Origin of the sequence: Kitasatospora sp. NPDC048545, from assembly GCF_040651155.1 — a bacterium.
Lineage (GTDB): Bacteria > Actinomycetota > Actinomycetes > Streptomycetales > Streptomycetaceae > Kitasatospora.
The window spans coordinates 61,283-80,580 of sequence record NZ_JBEZIQ010000009.1; the positions used below are offsets into that span (position 1 = coordinate 61,283).

General features: G+C 72.4%; 17 protein-coding genes and 1 pseudogene. 5 read left to right on the top strand and 13 right to left on the bottom strand.

The window, feature by feature from the left end; genetic code table 11:
- Positions 1-32: 32 nt before the first annotated feature.
- Both AB0D10_RS11335 and AB0D10_RS11340 read right to left on the bottom strand, forming a co-directional pair.
- Positions 33-1,931, bottom strand: coding sequence for a putative Ig domain-containing protein (locus AB0D10_RS11335; protein WP_360254325.1), 1,899 nt, complete (start codon positions 1,929-1,931; stop codon positions 33-35).
- 391 nt (positions 1,932-2,322) lie between these two features.
- Positions 2,323-3,141, bottom strand: coding sequence for an NAD(P)H-binding protein (locus tag AB0D10_RS11340; RefSeq protein WP_360254327.1), 819 nt, complete (start codon positions 3,139-3,141; stop codon positions 2,323-2,325).
- An 81-nt stretch (positions 3,142-3,222) separates the two neighbouring features.
- Here AB0D10_RS11340 and AB0D10_RS11345 point away from each other — a divergent pair, with 81 nt between their 5' ends.
- Together AB0D10_RS11345 and zapE are read left to right on the top strand one after the other, a co-directional pair.
- Positions 3,223-3,636, top strand: a complete 414-nt coding sequence (locus AB0D10_RS11345) for a helix-turn-helix domain-containing protein (protein ID WP_360254329.1) — start codon at positions 3,223-3,225, stop codon at positions 3,634-3,636.
- Positions 3,637-3,734: 98 nt separating this feature from the next.
- On the top strand, positions 3,735-4,679 hold the full coding sequence (gene zapE / locus AB0D10_RS11350) for a cell division protein ZapE (protein ID WP_360254331.1): 945 nt from the start codon (positions 3,735-3,737) through the stop codon (positions 4,677-4,679).
- Positions 4,680-5,287: 608 nt separating this feature from the next.
- Here zapE and AB0D10_RS11355 read toward each other — a convergent pair.
- From AB0D10_RS11355 to AB0D10_RS11385, 7 genes and pseudogenes are all read right to left on the bottom strand, one after another.
- Positions 5,288-5,845 (bottom strand): annotated as a pseudogene (locus AB0D10_RS11355) (hypothetical protein); the annotation flags it as partial.
- A gap of 60 nt (positions 5,846-5,905) precedes the next feature.
- Positions 5,906-6,748 carry an amidohydrolase family protein gene (locus tag AB0D10_RS11360; protein WP_360254333.1) on the bottom strand — a complete coding sequence of 281 codons (843 nt, stop codon included), beginning with the start codon at positions 6,746-6,748 and terminating at the stop codon, positions 5,906-5,908.
- A gap of 115 nt (positions 6,749-6,863) precedes the next feature.
- Complete coding sequence (locus tag AB0D10_RS11365; RefSeq protein WP_360254335.1) at positions 6,864-8,078, bottom strand: acyl-CoA dehydrogenase family protein; 1,215 nt, start codon at positions 8,076-8,078, stop codon at positions 6,864-6,866.
- A gap of 3 nt (positions 8,079-8,081) precedes the next feature.
- Complete coding sequence (locus tag AB0D10_RS11370; RefSeq protein ID WP_360254337.1) at positions 8,082-9,110, bottom strand: phosphotransferase family protein; 1,029 nt, start codon at positions 9,108-9,110, stop codon at positions 8,082-8,084.
- A 167-nt stretch (positions 9,111-9,277) separates the two neighbouring features.
- A complete protein-coding gene (locus tag AB0D10_RS11375) occupies positions 9,278-10,054 on the bottom strand; it encodes a hypothetical protein (protein WP_360254339.1) in 777 nt (258 codons plus the stop codon).
- The gene (locus AB0D10_RS11380) at positions 10,038-11,267 is read right to left on the bottom strand and encodes a hypothetical protein (protein WP_360254341.1); all 1,230 of its coding nucleotides are present in this window, start codon (positions 11,265-11,267) and stop codon (positions 10,038-10,040) included. Before AB0D10_RS11380 ends, AB0D10_RS11375 begins: the two co-directional genes overlap by 17 nt.
- 65 nt (positions 11,268-11,332) lie before the next feature.
- Entirely contained in the window at positions 11,333-11,542 is a 210-nt protein-coding gene (locus AB0D10_RS11385) for a DUF397 domain-containing protein (protein WP_360254343.1), read from the bottom strand.
- Positions 11,543-11,634: 92 nt separating this feature from the next.
- On the opposite strand from AB0D10_RS11385, the gene AB0D10_RS11390 reads away from it, so the two are divergent.
- Positions 11,635-11,946, top strand: a complete 312-nt coding sequence (locus AB0D10_RS11390; protein WP_360254345.1) for a hypothetical protein — start codon at positions 11,635-11,637, stop codon at positions 11,944-11,946.
- A gap of 189 nt (positions 11,947-12,135) precedes the next feature.
- The gene (locus AB0D10_RS11395) at positions 12,136-13,371 is read left to right on the top strand and encodes a hypothetical protein (RefSeq protein WP_360254347.1); all 1,236 of its coding nucleotides are present in this window, start codon (positions 12,136-12,138) and stop codon (positions 13,369-13,371) included.
- A 48-nt stretch (positions 13,372-13,419) separates the two neighbouring features.
- Here the strand turns inward: AB0D10_RS11395 and AB0D10_RS11400 are convergent, their stop codons facing one another.
- The gene (locus tag AB0D10_RS11400; protein ID WP_360254349.1) at positions 13,420-15,429 is read right to left on the bottom strand and encodes a transglycosylase domain-containing protein; all 2,010 of its coding nucleotides are present in this window, start codon (positions 15,427-15,429) and stop codon (positions 13,420-13,422) included.
- A gap of 191 nt (positions 15,430-15,620) precedes the next feature.
- Between AB0D10_RS11400 and AB0D10_RS11405 the strand changes: the two genes are divergently transcribed.
- The gene (locus tag AB0D10_RS11405) at positions 15,621-16,730 is read left to right on the top strand and encodes a hypothetical protein (protein WP_360254351.1); all 1,110 of its coding nucleotides are present in this window, start codon (positions 15,621-15,623) and stop codon (positions 16,728-16,730) included.
- Positions 16,731-16,785: 55 nt separating this feature from the next.
- On the opposite strand, the gene AB0D10_RS11410 is transcribed toward AB0D10_RS11405, so the two are convergent.
- The 3 genes from AB0D10_RS11410 to AB0D10_RS11420 all read right to left on the bottom strand — a co-directional run bounded on the left by AB0D10_RS11410 (position 16,786) and on the right by AB0D10_RS11420 (position 19,242).
- On the bottom strand, positions 16,786-17,685 hold the full coding sequence (locus AB0D10_RS11410; RefSeq protein WP_360254353.1) for a Gfo/Idh/MocA family oxidoreductase: 900 nt from the start codon (positions 17,683-17,685) through the stop codon (positions 16,786-16,788).
- 70 nt (positions 17,686-17,755) lie between these two features.
- Positions 17,756-18,427, bottom strand: a complete 672-nt coding sequence (locus AB0D10_RS11415; protein WP_360254355.1) for an O-methyltransferase — start codon at positions 18,425-18,427, stop codon at positions 17,756-17,758.
- Positions 18,428-18,573: 146 nt separating this feature from the next.
- Entirely contained in the window at positions 18,574-19,242 is a 669-nt protein-coding gene (locus AB0D10_RS11420) for a DedA family protein (RefSeq protein WP_360254357.1), read from the bottom strand.
- Between the last annotated feature and the right edge of the window lie 56 nt (positions 19,243-19,298).

A 19,298-nucleotide genomic window follows, 5' to 3' on the forward strand; every position in this document is an offset into this window, starting at 1 on the left:
GGCCCACCCCGGTGCGTTCGGCGCGGTCGTCGTCAGGAGACGGTCACGTCGTCGTAGTAGGTGTAGGTCGGGTCACCCGGGTAGTTGTCGTCGTGGTTGCTCAGGGTGAGGGTGTAGGAGTGGCCCGGGGTGACGGTGGCGGTCTTGTTGGTCCAGGTCCCGGTGGTGGTGCAGGTCTTGGCGAGCACCGTGGTGGTGGTGCCGGTGGTGTTGTCCTTCAGGGTGGCGGTGGCCCAGTCGTAGGTGACGGTGTCGTCGCAGGTGTTGCTGTACCAGAAGGACACCTTGCTGGAGCCGGTCGGCGCGGTGAAGGTCTGGGCGATCGAGGAGTCTCCGGTCGGGTTGGTGGAGCCGACCATGGCGCCGTAGCTGCCGCTGTGGGCGGCGGAGGCGGGGGCGGAGGTGGAGCCGGCGGCGGTCCAGCCGGTCAGGTTGCCGGTCTCGAAGGTGCCGTTGGTGACGGCGGTGCCGCCGCCTCCGGTGGTGGACTCGGTCCAGCTGAAGCCGGTGCTGCCGACGGCGCCGGTGGTGTCGGTCGCGGTGACCGTGACGCTGGAGGTGCCGGCGGCGGTCGGGGTGCCGGAGATCAAACCGGTCGAGGAGTTGATCGACAGGCCGGCGGGCAGGCCGGTGGCCGAGTAGGTCAGGGTCTGGCCGGTGGCCGAGTCGGTGGCGTTGATCTGCAGGCTCGCCGCGGTGCCGACGGTGCCGCTCTGGTTGCCCGGGTTGGTGACGGTGACCGCGTTGCCGTGGGTCAGGATGGCGTGCGAGATCGCGCAGGAGTTGGTGTCGTTGGACCAGCTGGCCTGCTCGGCGTAGCTGCCGAAGGTGCCGAAGGAGACGTTGGCGGCGCCGCCGGTGCTGCCGGGCCGGATCCAGGCGCACTCGTCGGAGTTCTCCTGGCCGTTGTAGCTGCTGCCGGAGACGTGGTTGGTCCAGCCGCCGGCCGGGTTCTGGTCGGACATCATCTCGTGCCACTCGTGGCCGAGGGTCATCGTCCAGCCGTCCAGCGTGCCGGGCGAGTTGACGAAGCCGACGCCGCAGTTGGAGCCCGCGTCGATGTTGTACGGCTGGTTGGAGAAGGCGATGTCGCCGTAGGGCGAGCTCGCCGCACCGCCGGTGAGGGTGGTGTCGCCGTTCCAGTCGTGCCAGGCGCAGTACCCGGTGCTGGGGTTCTGGTAGTCGTCCGGGTTGGTGCCGTGCGGCGACAGGACGATGTAGTACGCGTCCCGGTTGGCGGCGGCGGTGGTGTTGCCGAAGTGGCCGGCGGCCTTGACCGCCTCCTGGGCGAGCTGGTTGCCGGTGGACTGGCTCGGCGAGGCGCCCGCGTTGTCGTACCAGACGCCGGACAGGACGCCGCCGCTCTGGTACGGGATGAAGTTGGCGTTGGACGGGCAGCTCACGGCTCCGGTGGCGACGTTGGGGCCGTCGCACCACTGGGTGAGGTCGGCGGACCAGGTCTCGCCGTTGGTGCCGATGCCCTTGAACATCTGCTGGGTGGCTCCGGCCGCTCCGGCCGAGTCGCCCGAGAACTTGGCGTTGCCGTTGGCGTCGGTGCTCTGGGTGCCCCACTGGTTGCCGTAGAACACCAGGTAGACCTTGGAGTGCCCGCTCTGCACGCCGATGCCGTCGACGCCGCCGCCGTAGGACAGCGTCTGCTGGCCGGTCGCGGCGGCCTGGTTGCGGGCGGAGAGCCACTTCTTGTAGTTCTCGTGCTGGGACATGCCGGGAACCGCGCCGTGCCGGTAGGGGTGGCCGTTCTGCGGGCTCCAGGGGTTGAACTCGTTCGCGGTGCTGCTCTGCGAACCGGAGATGTCCTGCGCGGAGGCCGGACCGGCGGCGCCGGCCAGGCCTGCGGCGGCGAGCGCGAGCGACGCCAGTCCGGTGATCGCCGCGTACTTCGCGCGACCGGTTCTGGGGGAGTGACCCATGGGTGAGGGTGCCTCTCTCTTCTGCCGACCGTCCCGCGGCCTTGAGGGGGCCGGGGACGATCCCTTTGTGGGGGTGGGCGGACGACGGATTTCCGCGGGAGTCAGGTCCGATCGACATTCCTTCGCACACCCGGAATTGACTGGCCGTCGGTTCTCCACCGCCTGCTGGGCTAGAAGGAAAGCAGAGCTGATGAACACCGGTCAACGGCAAAGGGTAAGGGGCGATTAAGAAACGCGTCGAAGCAGGTCAAGCGTTATTGATGACATGGATTCAACGCGTGTAGCCATTCACTGAATACGGCCCGGAATGCCAGTCGGCATTCAGTGAACCGCGTTTCGGGGCAGCTCTCCTGACGGGAATTCCCCGCCCTGCGGCCGCCCGGATTCATCATCACCCGCCGGCGATGACCTCCAGGGCCGGGCGCGGCGGGCGTCCGAGCAGTGCCGCGAGGTCGCCCGGCCCGCCCGGCCCGGCCAGGAAGCCGTGGGCGATCGCCGAGCAGGTGCCCACCAGCATCGGCACCTGGAAGTCCTGCGCGTCCGAGGCCGCCAGCGCCGTCCGGGCCTCGGCCAGCCGCCCGGGCCGGTACTCGGCGCCGAGCGCCCCGGCCACCTCCGCGCCGCCCAACGCCCGCTCCCCCACCAGCTCGTACGTCCGGCCCGCGTGGGCGCCCGGGTCGAGCGCGACCGCGGCCGCCACCTCGGCCAGGTCGGCCCGGGCCACCGCGGCCACCCGCCCGTCCCCGAGCGGAGCGCCGATCACCCCGTCCGGCCCGGGGGCGGCGATCACGCCCAGGAGTTCCGCGTACAGGCCGTTGCGCAGCACGGTCCAGCGCAGGGAGGCCGACGCGCGCAGCCGGCGTTCGGTCCAGCGGTGGGCGAGGGCGTAGGGCAGGTGGTCGCCGTCGCCGGAGAGGCTGGTGTAGACGACGTGCCCGACGCCCGCCCGCTCCGCCGCCCCGATCGCGGCGCCGTGCCGGGCGATCACCACGTCGTCCTCGGCGGCGCCTGCCGAGATCAGCAGCAGGGTCCGCACCCCGGCGAAGGACGCGGCCAGCGTCTCCGGCCGGTCGAAGTCCACCAGCCGGGCGGCACCTCCGGCCGGCACCCGCTCGGGAGTGCGGCTCCCCGCCAGCACGCCCTCGCGGCCGCCCAGCCTCTCCCACACGAGCGTGCCCAGGCCTCCGTTGACACCGGTGACGAGCAGCATGACGTTCCTCCAGGAATGATCGTTCGTCGGCAACGGGACCATCCTCGATAGCCTGGGCGTCCGGCGTAAGGAGGCACATTCATGTCAGCAGGGCACACCGCGGTAACCACCCCCCGCGCAGCGGTCTGGTGCGAGGACGGCGTGGACTGCGGGATCCGCGACCTGCTGGACCGTCTCGGCGACAAGTGGTCCGTCCTTACCGTCACCGAACTCGCCCAGGGCGTACGGCGGTTCCGGGAGCTGCAGCGCGCCCTGCCGGGGATCTCCCAGCGGATGCTGACCCTGACGGTGCGCCGGCTGGAACGCGACGGCCTGGTGTCCCGGACCGTCCACCCGACCGTCCCGCCGCAGGTCGAGTACGAGCTGACCCCGCTCGGCCGCAGCCTCACCCACCTGGTCCGGGCGATGGCCGACTGGTCCTACGACCACCACGACGCCATCGTCACGTCCCGGCAGCGCTGGGACGCCGCGAACCCCGGCTCGGAGATCCGCTAGGTCAGGGCCTGGACCGGATCCGGGGTGGCCTCGGCACTCCCCCACCCCCAGGTGGGCGCCGCGGGGGCGGTTCTGAGGCCCTGTCAGGGTTCGCGGACATGACGGACAAGGCGACGAAGCAGTACGAGGCGATGCTGGCGCACTTCGGACGGGTCGCCGAACAGCGGGGCTTCGCCGTGGATCCCGCGCAGCGGCCGGCCGCGGAACGGCTGTCCCGGCTGGCCGGAGAGCTGGCCCGCACCGGGCTGCTGGTCCGCCGCCCGCCGCGCCACGTCTACCTGTGGGGCCCGGTGGGCCGGGGCAAGAGCTGGCTGGTGGACACCTTCCTGGACGGCCTGGCCACGCCCCGCAAGCGGCGGCTGCACTTCCACGACTTCTTCCGCCGCCTGCACGAGGGCGTCGCCCTGCACGCCGCCGACCCGCACCGGGACCGGACCGGCGAGCGGGTGGCGGCGGTCGACCGGGCCGTGGACGAGCTGCTCGGCGACTGCCGGGTCCTGATCTTCGACGAGTTCCACGCCCACGACGCCGGGGACGCGATGCTGGTGGCCCGGCTCTTCCGGACCCTGCTGGAACGCCGGATCACCCTGGTCACGACCTCCAACTACCCGCCCGCCGGGCTGATGCCGAACCCGCTGTACCACCACCTGTTCGAGCCGACGATCCGGCTGATCGAGGAGCGGATGGACGTGGTCGAGGTCGCCGGCCCGGTGGACTTCCGCCGGGAGCGCCCAGCGGCGAACGCCCGGTCGGGGGGGGCGGGCCGGCGACGAGGGCCTGCTGCGCGACCTGGACCGGACCGCCAGCCGGCTCGCACTGCTCGGATCCGGCTGACCGGCCGGGCCTTCGGCTCCGCCGGCCCCTACCGCTCGTACGCCATCTCCGGGAAGCGCGGCGAGGGCCCGTCCAGCAGGTGGTCGTCGTGGCCGCGCAGCCAGCGGTCGAAGAAGGAGGCCACGTACGAGCGGGTGGCCTGTTCGGCGCGGCCGGGGCGGATGTCGCCGACGTCGTTGCGCAGCTGCTCGGCGTCGAGCGCGCCCTGACGGGCGAGCTGGGGCAGCAGGGGCTGCCCGTCGGTGTACGAGCCGTGGCGGGAGCCGGTCAGGGTGAAGTCGGCGTGCCAGCCGGTGCTGTGCTGCCACAGCGCGTTCCAGCCGGGCTGCTCGCGGTAGGCCCCGGAGTCGTCGCTCCCGGTGCCCATCAGCAGGAACGGCCGGTCCAGGCCGTCCTCGGCGACGCTGGGCAGGAACACGCCGGTGTGACCGTCGGGGCCGGGGAAGTGCAGTTGGCCGTCGAGGTTGACCCCGGCGGCGATCCGCGGGTCGTCGTGCATGGTCTGGAGCGCGGTGAAGCCGCCCGCCGAGTGGCCGACCATGCCGACCCGGTCGAGGTCGAGGGCCCCGGCCAGGCCCGCCGGCAGGCCCTTGCGGCCGCCCAGCCCGGTGAGTTCGTCCAGCACGAACCGGGTGTCGGCGACCCGGGTGGCCATGGCCTTGCGCAGCACGGCGCCGATGTCCAGATCCGGCCGGCCGAGCATGCCGGGGAGCACCGAGGGGGCCAGGTCCCCGCCGGGGAAGGCGACTTCGGAGGCCTCGTAGGTGTGGTCGACGGTGACCACGACGTAGCCGCGCGAGGCGAGGTCCTCGACGAGCGCCGTCCCCCAGGTCCGCGGGTCGCCGAGGCCCGGCGAGTACAGCACGACCGGACGGCGGCCGCCGGGCAGCGCCGGGGCGTCCTGCCGGGCGTGGGTGCGGATGCCGGACCAGTCGGTGCGTCCGGGCTCCGTCCCGTAGTTGACCCGGGCGAGGCCCTCGGCTCCGCCGAAGTGCGCCCCGGCGGCGGGCTCCATGTACGGCGCGCGGTCGCCGGGGTCGGCCGGGCGGGAGGTCGGGTACCAGAGGCTGATCATCAGCTCGCGCCGGTGCCCGGGCTGCCAGGGGTCGTCGCGGTCGGCGTCGGTCAGGTGCAGGGCGGTGGTCCCGATCGGGTACGGCCCGGTCGGCTCCGGCAGCCACGCCCGCGCCTGCCGCCCGGCGCCGCCGTCCTGTGCCACCGCCACCGCCCCGGGCGCGCCGACCGTGCCCAGCACCGCCGTCGCCGCCAGCAGGACCGCCGCCAAGGCCCGTCCCCCACTGCCCATGGTGTTCCTCCACGTTCCGTTTGATCGAACACGCAGGACACTACGGGCGCAACGGCCGCCGGCCGTCATACCAGGGAGCCAACCGTCCCCTGAATACCCGGGTATGACACCCCTACGGGTCGGCGCACGTCACCGGACGCCGGGATCGGGGCTCGGCCAGTCGAGGACGGTGCGCACCGTCCGGCCGAGGAGCCACTCCTTGTCCTCGGCGCCGAGCCGGCCGCTCTCCCGGAGGGCGAAGAGCTCGTCGGCCCAGCTGTGGTCACCGGTGATCGTGGTGTGGTCGCTCGCCCACATGACGCGCTCGCGGCCGAAGGCGGCCAGGACGTCCAGCAGCCGGTCGAGGGCGGGCGTGAAGGGGTACTCGTCGGTGCCGAACACCTCGGGCCCGTGGGCCCACTTGACCAGGATGTTGGGCTGGTCCGACAGCCGGAGCACGTCCTGGAACTCCCCGTCGTCCGCCGGCATGCCGATGTGGTCGAGGACGACGGCGGTGTCCGGGTGGGCCTTCGCGTAGGGGCGCAGCAGGTGGCCGTTGCGCGCCGTCATCGCGAAGACGGGCAGACCGTGGTCGGCGGCGGCGTCGAACACCGGCCCGTAGTCGCCCCGGGCGAGTTGCCCGAGGTCCCCGTCCCCGGCGGCGACGATCCGCACCGCGCGGGCGTGCGGCGCCTCGGCCACCGCCCGAATGCCGGCGGCGAGTTCGGGGTCGCGATGGTGGACGCGCAGCAGGTAGGCGAAGCGTTCCGGATACCGGGCCGCCGCCGCTTCGGCAGCGGGCGCGGTCGGCCGGAACGCGCGGGCCTCGGGGAGGGCGACGGCCGGTTCGGGGTGGCCGGTGTCCGCGTCGAAGCCCGCGAACTCGTCGATCACCGCCGCCCGGATGCCCAGCGCGTTCATGGCGGCGAGGGTCTGCTCGGCGTCCGGTGTGCGGTGCAGGTGGATCTGCGCGTCGACGACGTCCAGGGCCATGGGCGGGTGCCTTTCGCGAGAGTCGGGGAAAGGGCCGGGCGGGGAGCCCCCCGACGGGGACTACCCCGGCACCGGCCCCGCCCACACCCGCCGCCGGGCCCCGACGTCCGGCGGCCTACCGGCGGTACGGCTTCAGCTCCCGGCGGGCCAGGGAGCGCTTGTGGACCTCGTCCGGGCCGTCCGCGAGGCGCAGGGTGCGGTTGCCGGCCCAGAGTTGGGCGAGCGGGGTGTCCTGGCTGACGCCGGCGGCGCCGTGGGCCTGGACGGCCTTGTCGAGGATCCACTCGACGGTGCGCGGGGTGGCGATCTTGATCGCCTGGATCTCGGTGTGCGCGCCCCGGTTGCCGACGGTGTCCATCAGCCAGGCGGTCTTCAGCACCAGCAGGCGCAACTGCTCGATGCGGACCCGCGATTCGGCGATCCAGTCCTGGACCACGCCCTGCTCCGCCAGCGGCTTGCCGAAGGCGACCCGCTCGGCGGCGCGGCGGCACATCAGTTCCAGCGCCCGCTCGGCGATGCCGATCGCGCGCATGCAGTGGTGGATCCGGCCCGGACCGAGCCGGGCCTGGGCGATGGCGAAGCCCGAGCCCTCCTCGCCGATCAGGTTGACGGCCGGGACCCGCACGTCCTCGAACAGCACCTCGGCGTGGCCGCCGTGGTCGGCGTCGTCGTAGCCGAAGACCGTCATGCCGCGCGTCACGGTCACGCCGGGGGTGTCGCGCGGGACGAGCACCATGCTCTGCCGGCGGTGCGGCTCGGCGGCGGGGTCGGTCTTGCCCATCACGATGAGGATCCGGCAGTCCGGGTTCATCGCGCCGGTGATGTACCACTTGCGGCCGTTGACCACGTACTCGTCGCCGTCCCGCTCGATCCGGGTGGCGATGTTGGTGGCGTCCGAGGAGGCCACCTCCGGTTCGGTCATCGCGAAGGCGGAGCGGATCTCGGCGTCGAGGAGGGGCCGGAGCCACCGTTCGCGCTGCTCGGCGCTGCCGAACTGGGCGAGCAGTTCCATGTTGCCGGTGTCGGGGGCCGCGCAGTTCAGCGCGGGCGGGGCGAGCTGGGGGCTGCGGCCGGTGATCTCGGCGAGCGGGGCGTACTGCAGGTTGGTGAGGCCGGCGCCGTGTTCGCCGGGGATGAAGAGGTTCCACAGGCCCTGCTTGCGGGCCTCGGCCTGCAGGTCGGCGACGACCGGCGGGACGGCCCAGGGCGCGCGGGCCGGGTCGGCCAGCTGGGCGGCGAGGACAGCCTCGGCGGGGTGGACGTGCTCGTCCATGAAGGCGAGGAGCTGTGCGCGGAGCTCGTTCGTCCGGGCGTCGTACGCGAAGTCCATCGGTCAGTTCTCCTTGAGGGTGCTCAGGCCGTGGCGGGCGAGGACCGGGGCCATCTCGCCGGCGCGCTCGAAGCCCGCGCCGAGGGTGCGGCCCTGCTGGAAGCGGAAGAAGATGCCCTCGGCGACGGCGGCGAGCTTGAACGACGCGAAGGCGACGTACCAGTCCAGGTCGGCGGCCTCGCGGCCGGTCGCCTCGGCGTACCGGGCGACGATCTCGTCGGGCTTCGGGAAGCCGGGGGCGGTCATCGCGGAGGGGATGATGCCGCCGCCGACGCCGGCCAGTTCGGTGTACATCACCAGGAGGCCGATGTCGGTGAGCGGGTCGCCGAGGGTGGACATCTCCCAGTCGAGGACGGCGGTGATCGTGTCGCCGTCGTCGACGAGGACGTTGTCGAGGCGGTAGTCGCCGTGCACGAGGGCGGGCGCCGGGGAGACGGGCAGCCGTTCGGCGAGCAGGGCGTGCAGCCGGTCCGTCTCGGGCAGCTCGCGGCTGCGGGACGCGGCGAGCTGCTGGGACCAGCGGCGCAACTGGCGCTCCAGGTAGCCGTCGGGGCGGCCGAAGTCCTCCAGTCCCACCTGGGCCGGGTCGATCCGGTGCAGGGTGGCCAGGGTGTCGACCAGGCGGCGGCCGAGGGCGGCCACCCGCTCCGCACCGAGGGCGGCCAGCGGGGCAGCGTCGCGGTGCGCGGTGCCGGCGACGTGCTCCATGAGGTACCAGGGCGCGCCGAGGACGTCGGTGCCGTGGTCGATCAGCAGCATTCGCGGGACGGGCACTCCGGTGCCGCGCAGGGCCGACATCACCCGGTGCTCCCGGCCCATGTCGTGCGCGGTGGCGAGGACGTGCCCGAGCGGCGGGCGGCGCAGGACCCAGCGGGACGTGCCGTCGGAGAGGAGGTAGGTGAGGTTGGAGCGGCCCCCCTCGATCAGCTCGGCCCGCAGCGGGCCCCGGACGGCCCCGGGCAGCCCCCGGTCCAGGTGGATCCGGAGCCGGCCCAGGTCCAGGCCGGGCGGGTCGACGGGCGTCTCGGGCATCGGACGGCTCCTCGGGGACGGCAGATCGTTGACTAAGCGCTTGCTTAGCATTCAGCCGGGGGATCCCTCCTGTCAATGGCACGACCCCCCGGGCCGCACCGGCTCGGGGGGCGCTCACGGCGCGGCCTCGCGGCCCGGACCGGCGGGCCTTCGGCCTCCGTCCGGGCTCAGACGGGCGGCATCAGGTCGCTCCCACTGACGGTGTACGTCAGCGGGGGGTAGACGAAGTCGGTCTCGCGGTTCTCGCGGCGCCGCAGCCGGTAGAACTCGTGGCTCTGCTCGTCGTCGGCCGGCGTGAGGCGCGCGCCCTGCGGCAGGTACGCGTGTCCGTCGCGAAACCGCACCAGGGTCTTCGACGTCCGGAACGTCACGCCCAGCCACTCGTTGTCCGCCGCCCCGCCGGGCGCCCCCAGCACGATCCTGTGCCTGAGTCGCCGATTCGTGTCGACGGAGAACGCCACGACACCGTGGTGGGCCAGGGGGATCTCGAACTTCTCGCCGCCGGCCCCCGACTCCTTCGATTCGAAGATCAGCTTCCGTGGCGGGCCCGCTTCGGGATGCCGGTAGCAGGAGAAGACGGCGATGAACGACCCGTCGGCCAGATCGAGGGCCTGGTCGGAATGGCCGCCCATGGTCGTGTAGGCGTTCGTGTACCTCTCGATGAGGGCGTTGTTGCACCCGACCGGCAGCGCCCCACACTCCTGGACCTGCCGCGCCAGCCGTTCGTGCACCGCCCGGAAACGCTGCGCCGGGCTGCCGTACCGGGTGGTGGTGCGCACCAGCGGCACACCGCCCGCCTCGTCGACCCCGACGAGGACGGCGCCCCGCCGGCCCTTTCCCACGTCCTCCCAGCGGGTCGACGCGGACAGCGCCGCGAAGAGGTCCTCCTCGGTCGGCACGGCGTACGAGCGGATCTCGTCGCGGATCCTAGATTCGGGGGGCACCGTAGTCTCCCGTGTTCATGCTGAAGAGGAATTCGTCGCCGTAGTCGATGAAGGACGAGGTCCGGTTCTCCTCGGCGTACAGCCTGCGCAGCTCGTCCATGCCGTCCGGCGTGGGCGGCCCCAGCTTCACCAGGCCTCCGGCCGCCTTGAGGAAGGTGTCGCCGTCCTTGTGCACGGCCTCGGCGCTCGAACAGCGCACCACGTACCCCAGGCGGGTGGGCAGCAGCTCGGCGTCCAGCACCGAGGGCCGGATCTCGTGCGTGTAGAGGCGGTTGGTGGACAGCGGCATGAAGAACACGGAGCCGGGATGGAGGGTCAGGGTGAACTGCGCGGGCAGCGCGGCCTCGTCGCGCTGCACCGATGGGTCCTTGAGGCGGAACCGGATCCTGGTCAGCCCGCTGACGCCCTTCACCCCGCGGTCGAAGGCGTCCTCGGCCAGGGGCTGCAGGCCGTCGAGCCGGTCGTAGAACGTGCAGAAGGCCATGATGCCGTTGACGGGCATGTCCTTGGTCTTGTCGGCGTGCGCGGAGATCCTGGCCTTGGACTGCTTGCGCCCTTCCGTGGCCCGGGTGTTGTGGTAGATCTGGGCGAGGACGTGGTTCAGCGGCGCCTGGTTCCGGAAGACGGTGGCGGCCTCGCCGTTCAGGGCCTCGACGATGCGCGTGTCCGTCGGGCCGAAGCCCTCGGTCGGCCCGGAGAGGTTCGTGGAGCACCGGAGCAGGCGGAAATGCAGGTCGTCGCCGTCGCGCGTGACGGGCGTCAGGTAGATTCCGCTGCGGTGGGCCGATCCGGGCTTGGTGGACTCCGTCAGGGACTGGAACACGTGCTCGGCGCGGATCCGTCCGAAGTGGTCGGTGTCCGGTCCGAAGAAGCGGGGGTAGTACACGCCGACGCCGTGCACCCGGACGGGCACCCGGCCGAGGTCGACGAGGGTCCAGGCGTCGTCGACGTCCTCGCGGTGACCGTGCGACAGCTCCCGGATCACGAACACCCGGGCGGCCGACCGCAGGTGGCGACCGCTGATCCCGGACAGGTCGCCGCACAGGTAGACGGTCTTGTGCGCGAGGTCGGGCGCACCGGAGGCGAGCTCCTCCGGCGTGATCGTGGACCCGAAGAAGTCCCTGATCGGGTCATCGCCGTGCAAGGCCGAAGGCGCGACCAGGACGTTGCCCGCGTCGTCGATGCGGGCTTCTGCCGGCTCTGCTGTGGACATCAGGCGGTACCTGCCATTCGCGGATCGTCGTGGACGTCAGGGGGCACCCTGCCGTGCGGCGGCTGTCAGACGTCGCCGAACTCACCGGCGGCGGCCGCGGCGACGAAGGACCGCCAGGCGGCGATCGGGAGCACCAGGGCAGGCCCTTCCGGATCCTTCGAGTCGCGGACGGGAACGACGCCGGGGAAGTCCGGCGAGACCGCTACGCAGGAACCGCCGCTACCTGAGTGCGACGACTTGAACCAGGAGGCGCGGGACAGGTCTTGGCGGCTCATGGGTCGGAGTTCCTCTCGGGCCTTGCGAATCAGGTCAAGGGAAGCCGCTCTGGTCAGCGCGTCCACCTGCCACCGATCGTAGGCCCTTTCCCATGCCTGACAGTCCTGTCTTCCCGCACCACGGTCCGGGTGGCGACCCGGCGATGAGTGACCTCCCCGCCGACCCCACCGGCCGCACCGATCCCACCGGCCGCACCGACCCCACCGGCGCCCACCCCTCCGGGTTCGAGATCCGCGTGATCGACTCCAGAAGCCCGCACTTCGTGGCGCTGGAGTGCTGGGGGCTCTGGGATCGCGAGCGCCATGGGTTCCTCCGCGTTCCGGGCTCCTCCGACCGGATCAGCCGCTTCTGCACCGTCGCTGCCGCTTCGGCCTTCCGGCACGCAACCTTCGGTCCGTCATGAATCGTGACACGTAGGGCGGTTCAATTCTGAACGGGCCTTTATACCGGACCGGCTCCCGCCTCGACAGACATCGGTCGAAAGTGTTCTGATGCTCACACAGTAAGGATCATTAACGAACACCACCTGACCGATTGTCAGAGAAATGGGGGCACGGTGCGGACTGCTCGGGGTACGGCCGTCCTGGCGGCGGTGGGGGTCCTCTCGACCCTCGTCCTGGCCACGGGAGGGCCCGACGCCGGGGACAGACCGAGCGCCGCCGGCACCACACCCTCCAGCCCCACCCCCGATGCCCCGACCGACGACCCCGCCGAGGCACCCGCCCCGGCCCCGGCCCCCACCCCGACCTGGGACGGCCAGGTCAAGGTGCTCGGCGACGGCTCCACCTCGGACACCGGCCCCCAGCCCAAGCAGCCGAAGCCGGAGAAGCTGAAACCCGGCGAGAAGCCGCCGCAGTTCGTCGTCTTCTCCTGGGACGGCGCACTGGAGGGCGACGACCGCCTGTTCTCCCGCTTCCGCACGCTGGGCGCGCAGAACAACGCCCAGATGACGTTCTTCCTGAGCGGCATCTACACCCTGCCCAAGTCGAAGCGGACGCTCTACCACCCCCCGCAGCACGACGTCGGCGCCGCGTCCATCGACTTCGCGACCAACGCCCACATCAAGGACACCCTGGAGCAGCTGCGCCTGGCCTGGCAGGACGGCAACGAGATCGGCACCCACTTCAACGGGCACTTCTGCGGCCCCCAGAGCGGCGGCGGTGGCGACTGGTCCACCGACGAGTGGAAGAGCGAACTCGACCAGGCGGTCTCCTTCGTCACCAACTGGAAGACCAACACCGGTTTCAAGGACCTCCCGCCCCTCCCCTTCGACTACACCAAGGAACTGGTCGGCGGCCGCGCCCCCTGCCTGGAGGGCCAGAAGAACCTCCTCGCGGCCGAGAAGGCCACCGGCTTCCGCTACGACGCCAGCTCCCCGGGCGAGTTCCAGGTCTGGCCGGTCAGGAAGGAGGGCATCTGGAACTTCCCGCTGCAGATGCTGCCCTACCCCGGCAGGACCGCCCAGAGCCTCTCCATGGACTTCAACTTCCTCGCCGGCCAGTCCGGGAACACCACCAAGGGCGACTCGAAGAAGTTCGACACCTGGGAGAAGGAGACCAGGGACAGCTACCTCGCCGGCTTCGAGCGGGTCTACAACGGCAGCCGGGCCCCGCTCTTCATCGGGAACCACTTCGAGGACTGGAACGGCGGCATCTACATGCAGGCCGTCGAGGACGTGATGAAGGACGTCTGCAAGCGGGACGGCGTCCGCTGCGTCTCCTTCCGCCAGGTCGCCGACTGGCTGGACGCCCAGGACCCCAAGGTGCTCGACAGGCTGCGCCAGCTGGACCCCGGCCAGCCTGCCGACTGGTCCCGCCTGGTCAAGTGAACGACCGGCCCGGGCGGCCGCGGGTTCCGCGGCCGCCCGGGCCGGCGTCTACCGCCCTCCCGCCGCCTTCATGTAGGACGTCCAGATCCGCGTCGGCAGCGCGGAGTCCGGGGTGTCCGGTGCGGCGCCGCCCACGCCTTCCAGCGGGAGCAGCTTCATGTCCCGCAGATCCGCCCGGAACACGGTGACCGCCGTCGACAGCTGCCCGTTGTAACCGACGGTCCACCCCGCGGTGCGGTCCGCGGTCGTGCCCGGCTTCGCGGCCAGGTCCGGGCCTGCTTCCGCCACCGCCGCGGCGCTCCCGTTGCGGACCGCGCCCTTGAGCGCCGAGTCCACCTCGCCCGCCACGGGCGCGGGCAACGCCTGTGCGGCGGTCGGCAGTTGCAGGGCGAGCGGGGCGCCGTTGCGGGTGATCCTGAGCACCGAGTAGGGGTCGGTGCGGCTGCCACCGGTAGCGAAGGCGGTGTACGCGTCGGCGGTCCTGATCGCGCTGGGCGTGGAGTTGCCGACCCCGAAGGCGGGTACCAGTTCGCCCATGCTGCCGGGGAGGAGGCCGAGGTCGGTGGCGGTCTTCTGCACCCGGTCGAGGCCGATGTCCATGCCGAGCTGCATCATGGGCCCGTTGACGGACTGTTCGACCGCACCGCGCAGGGTGACCGGCCCCCAGTTGCGCTTGCCGTCGTTGGCGGTCCTGGCGATCTTGCCGTCCCTCCCCCAGTACGGCCCCTCCGGGGTCATCACGTTCACGCCGTTGTCGCCGTTGTAGGGGGTGGCGGGTGTCACCGGGGTCCGGTTGCCGCCGCGTTCGCGTTGCACGCCCTGGCTGAGCCCGGCGGCGTACACCAGCGGGGTGAAGGCCGAACCGACGGGTACGGTCGAGGTGTTGGCGTTGTTGTAGCCCTGTTTCAGGTAGTTCGGGCCGCCGTAGAGCGCGACGATCCTCCCGTCGAGGGCCACCGACGCGGCGCCGACCTTCACGAGCTTGTCGACCTCGCGGTTGTCGGGGTCGAGGCCCCTGGTCGCCTCCTGGACGGCGACGGCGAGCGCCTCGACCTTCGGCTTCTCGAAGGTGGTGACGATCTGGTGGCCGCCGAGGTCCAGCTGGGCCTGGGTGATGTCGCTGTGGGTCTCCACGTAGGACCTGGCCATGTCCACCAGGTACCCGACCTGGCCGCCCAGGCCGGCCGACTTCGGCTGCGGCTTCGGTTCGGGGAACACCGTGTAGCGGGCGCGTTCGGCCGCGGACAGCTGTCCGACCTCGACCATCCGGTCCAGGATCCAGGACCACCGCTCCTCGGCCCGCTCCCGGTTCTCCGGGCTCAGCGCCGGATCGTACTGCCCGGCCCCCTTCAGCAGCGCCGCCAGGAACGCGCCCTCGCTCGGGTCGAGCTGCGAGACGTCCTTGCCGTAGTACGCGGCCGCGGCCCGTTCGATGCCGTAGCTGCCGCGGCCGAACCAGCTGGTGTTCAGGTAGCCGGCCAGGATGTCGCCCTTGGTCATCCGGTCGTCCAGTTTGATCGCGATGACGGCTTCCCGGAGCTTGCGCGAGTAGTCCTGGTGCTGGTTCAGGTAGATGTTCTTGACGTACTGCTGGGTGATGGTCGAGCCGCCCTGGGTGTCGCCGCCCGAGACCATCTGCCAGACCGCGCGGCCGATGCCCTTGAGCGAGACGCCCGGATCGGAGTAGAAGGTCGCGTTCTCGGCCGCCAGGACGGCGCCCCGCACCGGCTTCGGCACCTGGTCCAGTGGCACCTCCTGCCGGTTGGTCTCGCCGACCCGGGCCATCTCGGTGCCGTCCGCCCAGAAGTAGACGTTGTTCTGCTGGGTGGCGAACGCGTTCAGGTCGTCCGGGACCTCGGTCGTCGCGAAGAACCAGGCCAGCCAGCCGGTCAGCGGCACGATCACCAGCACCGCGGCGGAGAGCAGCTGCCGCCAGGACGGGAGCCAGCGGCGGATCCGGCCCCGGCCCCGGCGCGGGTAGTCGATCCGCCGCAGCGGTCGCCGTCGTCGGCGTCCGGACTTCTCCTGCTCGGCCCCGCCAGCTCGCTGTGCACGCACGGTCCGCTCTCCGATTCGCTCGTGGACAAACCCCCCGTAGGGATACGTCACGGGAGGCGTGCCGGGGCCGCAGAAAATCGGTGTGATCATGGTCATATCGCGTGTGACGTCAGGTCAGCCGCCACCGGTCGACGGCCCGGCGGGAGCGCACCTCCGGCGCAGCCGGCCCCGCGGACCGCCAGAATGGCGCCATGAGGTTGATCCACACCGTGATCGGTGCGCTGCTGCTCCTGCTGGTCGTCGGCAGCATCCTGCGCACCCTGGTCGTCCCGCGCGGGCTGTACTCGTCCCTGGTGAACCGGCTCTGGACGGTCCTTCGCGCCGTCCTCCGGCTCTCCGCCGCGCCGATCGGCGGCTACCGCGCGCAGGACCGGGCGCTCACCTGGCTGGCGCCGCTGGTCCTGCTGGGCATGCTCACGGTGTGGCTCAGCGGGATGCTGACCGCTTACACGCTGCTGCTGCACGGCACGTCCCAGCTCGACTGGACGGTGGCCATCCGCGAGGCCGGGTCCAGTCTCTTCACCCTGGGCTTCGCGAGCGGGGACCGCCTGCACCTGTCCGCGATCGACTTCATGGCCGCCGCCAGCGGCCCGCTGGTGATCGCCCTGCAGATCTCCTACCTGCCGACCCTCTACGCCGCCTACCAGCGCCGCGAGACCGAGGTGACGCTGCTGCAGTCCCGGGCCGGCGAGCCCGCCTGGGGCCCCGAACTGCTGGCCCGCCAGTCCCTGGTGGACACCGAGACCGCGCTGCCCCAGCTGTACCGGGACTGGGAGCGCCTGGCCGCCGACATCGGCGAGAGCCACTCCAACTACCCGGTGCTGCTGTCCTTCCGCTCCCCCCAGCCGAACCGGAGCTGGGTGGTCGGCCTGATCTCGGTGATGGACGCCGCCGCGCTGCACCTCGCCCTGTGCCCGCGCACCTCCCCGCCCGAGGCCCGGCTGGTCCTGCGCGCCGGGTTCACCGCGATGCGCGACATCGCCCGCTCGCTGCGCATCGACTTCGACCCCGACCCGGACCCGGACGTCCCGATCCGGCTGAGCTACGCCGAGTTCCTGGGCGCGGTCGCGATGATCACCGCGGCCGGCTTCCCGCGCGAACGCCCGGTCGAGGACGCCTGGGCGCACTTCCACGGCTGGCGCGTCAACTACGAGGCGGTGGCGTACGAACTGGCCCGCCGCAGCGATGCCGTCCCGGCGCTCTGGACCGGCCCGCGCGACTTCCGCGCGCCCGTCATCCCGCCGACCCGCCCCACCGACCGCCGCCCGACGGCCTCCGGGCCGCCGCTGCCGCCGGTGTGAGCGGCCTGAGCGGCTCTCACCGGCCGTCCGGCCCGTCGGCCCCGACCGGCCGGTCTCAGACCTCCACCGGCCCGCCCCCCGCCAGCGAGCGCTCCGCCGCGGCGAGGATCTCCACCACCCGCAGCCCGAAGTCGGCCCCGCACGGGTGCGGCTCACCGGTGGCCGCTGCGGACCGGAGGGCGCCCAGCGCCCGGTGCAGGGCGGCGAGCGGGCCCTCGCCGCGCTCCGGCAGGTGCACCACACCGTGCTCGCCGCGCAGTTCCATGCCCGTCCCGCCCGCCGCGACCGGCGCGGTCAGGCTGAGCGCGAGCGTGCTGGACGCGCCGCCGGCGTGCCGCAGCACCAGGTGCACGGCGTCCAGCGGACCGGCCACCGCCGTCACCTGCGTGACGTCACCGAGCACCGGCAGCAGCACCGAGACCGCGTGCGGGCCGACGTCCCACAGCGAGCCCTTCTCCAGGCGCCACGGCGAGGCCGCGTACGGGCTGGAGCTGCCGGGCGCGAACACCGAGCCGAGCCAGTCCGAGCGGCCGGTGTACCAGCCGCCCCGGGCCGCCTGCTCGTCGAGCCACGGGATCTGCGGGCCGCCGAAGCGCACCGTGAAGAACACCACCGAGGCGACCGCGTGCTCGCGCACCGCTTCGGCGACGGCCCGGGCGTCCGGCACCGTCAGCGCGACCGGCTTGTCCAGCAGCAGGTGGCAGCCGGCCTCGGCGGCGCGCACCGCCAGGCCCGGCTGCACTGACGGGGGCAGGGCGACCGAGACCGCGTCGACGTCGGCGAGCAGCCGGTCCAGATCGGCGTACCCGGGCACGCCGTGGGCCGCACCCAGGGCCTCGGCCGCCTCCGGGCGGCGGCCCCAGACGCCGGCGAACTCCACTCCGGGGTGGTCCGCCAGCACGGGCGCGTGCACCCGCTCCGCCCAGGGTCCGGTGCCCAGCAGTCCGATCCGCACGATGTCTCCGTTCGTTGTGTTGCCCGGTGGTGCGTGGCGCCCGGCCCCGCACGTGCCCACGGCCCTGGTCTCAGCCCCGCACGCGGGCGAGGGTGAACCCGTCGTAGCCCTTGCTGCCGACCGTCTGCACCGAGGTCGCGGTGACCCGGGGCTCCGCCGCGATCAGCTCGTGCAGGGCGCGGGTGGCGACCACCGCCGGGTCGGTGCTGTCCGCGTCGGCGACCGCGCCGCCGCGCACCACGTTGTCGACGATGATCAGCGAGCCCGGCCGGGTCAGCTGGAGCGCCCGGCGGAAGTACTCGGGGTTGCTCGGCTTGTCCGCGTCGATGAAGACCAGGTCGAAGGGCTCCCCGCCCTGCTCGACCAGCGCGGCCAGCGAGTCGGCGGCCCGGCCCAGCCGGACCTCGGCGACCTCCGCCAGCCCGGCGGCGGCCAGATTGCCCCGGGCGACCTCGGCGTGCCGGGGGTCGATCTCCAGGGTGATCAGGGTGCCGTCCGCGGGCAGCGCCCTGGCCAGCCAGATCGCGCTGTAGCCGCCGAGCGTGCCGACCTCCAGGATCCGCTGCGCGCCCTGGGTCAGTGCCAGCAGGTGCAGCAGCTTGCCCTGGTTGGGGGCCACCGCGATCCTCGGCAGCCCGGCCGCGTCGGCGGCGGCCGCCGCGCCCTCCAGCACCGGGTCGTGCCCGACCAGCTGCTCGGAGAAGTACGCGTCCACGGCGTCCCAGGTCGGCTGCAATGTCATCGGGCCCTCCGGAGTGCAAGATCGGCAGGTACTCGGCCGATGCTACTCCGGGGGCCCGATGGCTCCGGGGGCGGTCGCTGGTCGTTCTCCGTCGCCCGGTGCGGGGTTCGCGGTCGGTCCGCGGTCGGTCCGCGGTCAGTCGGACATCACTCCGCGACCGTGGTCTTCGCGACCGTGGCGGCGGCCGCGGCGGCCTCCTCGGCCTCGATCCTGGCGTGCGTCCTCGCGGCCCGGCGCTTCATGATCCAGGCCGACAGGCCGCCGATCACGATCGCCGCCGCCAGACCGGCCCAGGAGAAGCGGGCCAGCCACGGCTCGATGCTCTTGCCCACCTTGTAGACCAGCAGCGTCGTGCCGCCGGCCCAGACCACGCCGCCGAGCACGTTGGCGATCAGGAACTTCCAGTACGGCATCTTCAGCGCACCCGCCAGCGGACCGGCGAAGATCCGCAGCAGGGCGATGAACCGGCCGAAGAAGACCGCCCACATGCCCCACTTCTGGAACGACCGCTCGGCGGTGGCCAGGTGCGAGGGCCCGAAGTGCTTGGGGAACTTGCGTCCCAGCTTCTCGAAGAGCGGCTTGCCGCCCTTGCGCCCGATCGAGTAGCCGATCGAGTCGCCGATGATCGCACCGGCGATCGCGACGCCCGCGACGCCCCACGGGCTCACCACGCCCTTGACCGCCATCAGCGACGCCGTGACCAGGGCGATCTCGCCGGGCAAGGGGATGCCCAGCGACTCGATGAGGATGATCAGACCGACCACGGCGTACACCGCGGTCGGTGGAATGCCCTCGATCCAGGCGTCGATGTGCAAGGCCAGCACCTCCGTGGCAGGTCGGGACCGGCCGCGCTCCCCGTGGAGCAGCGCGC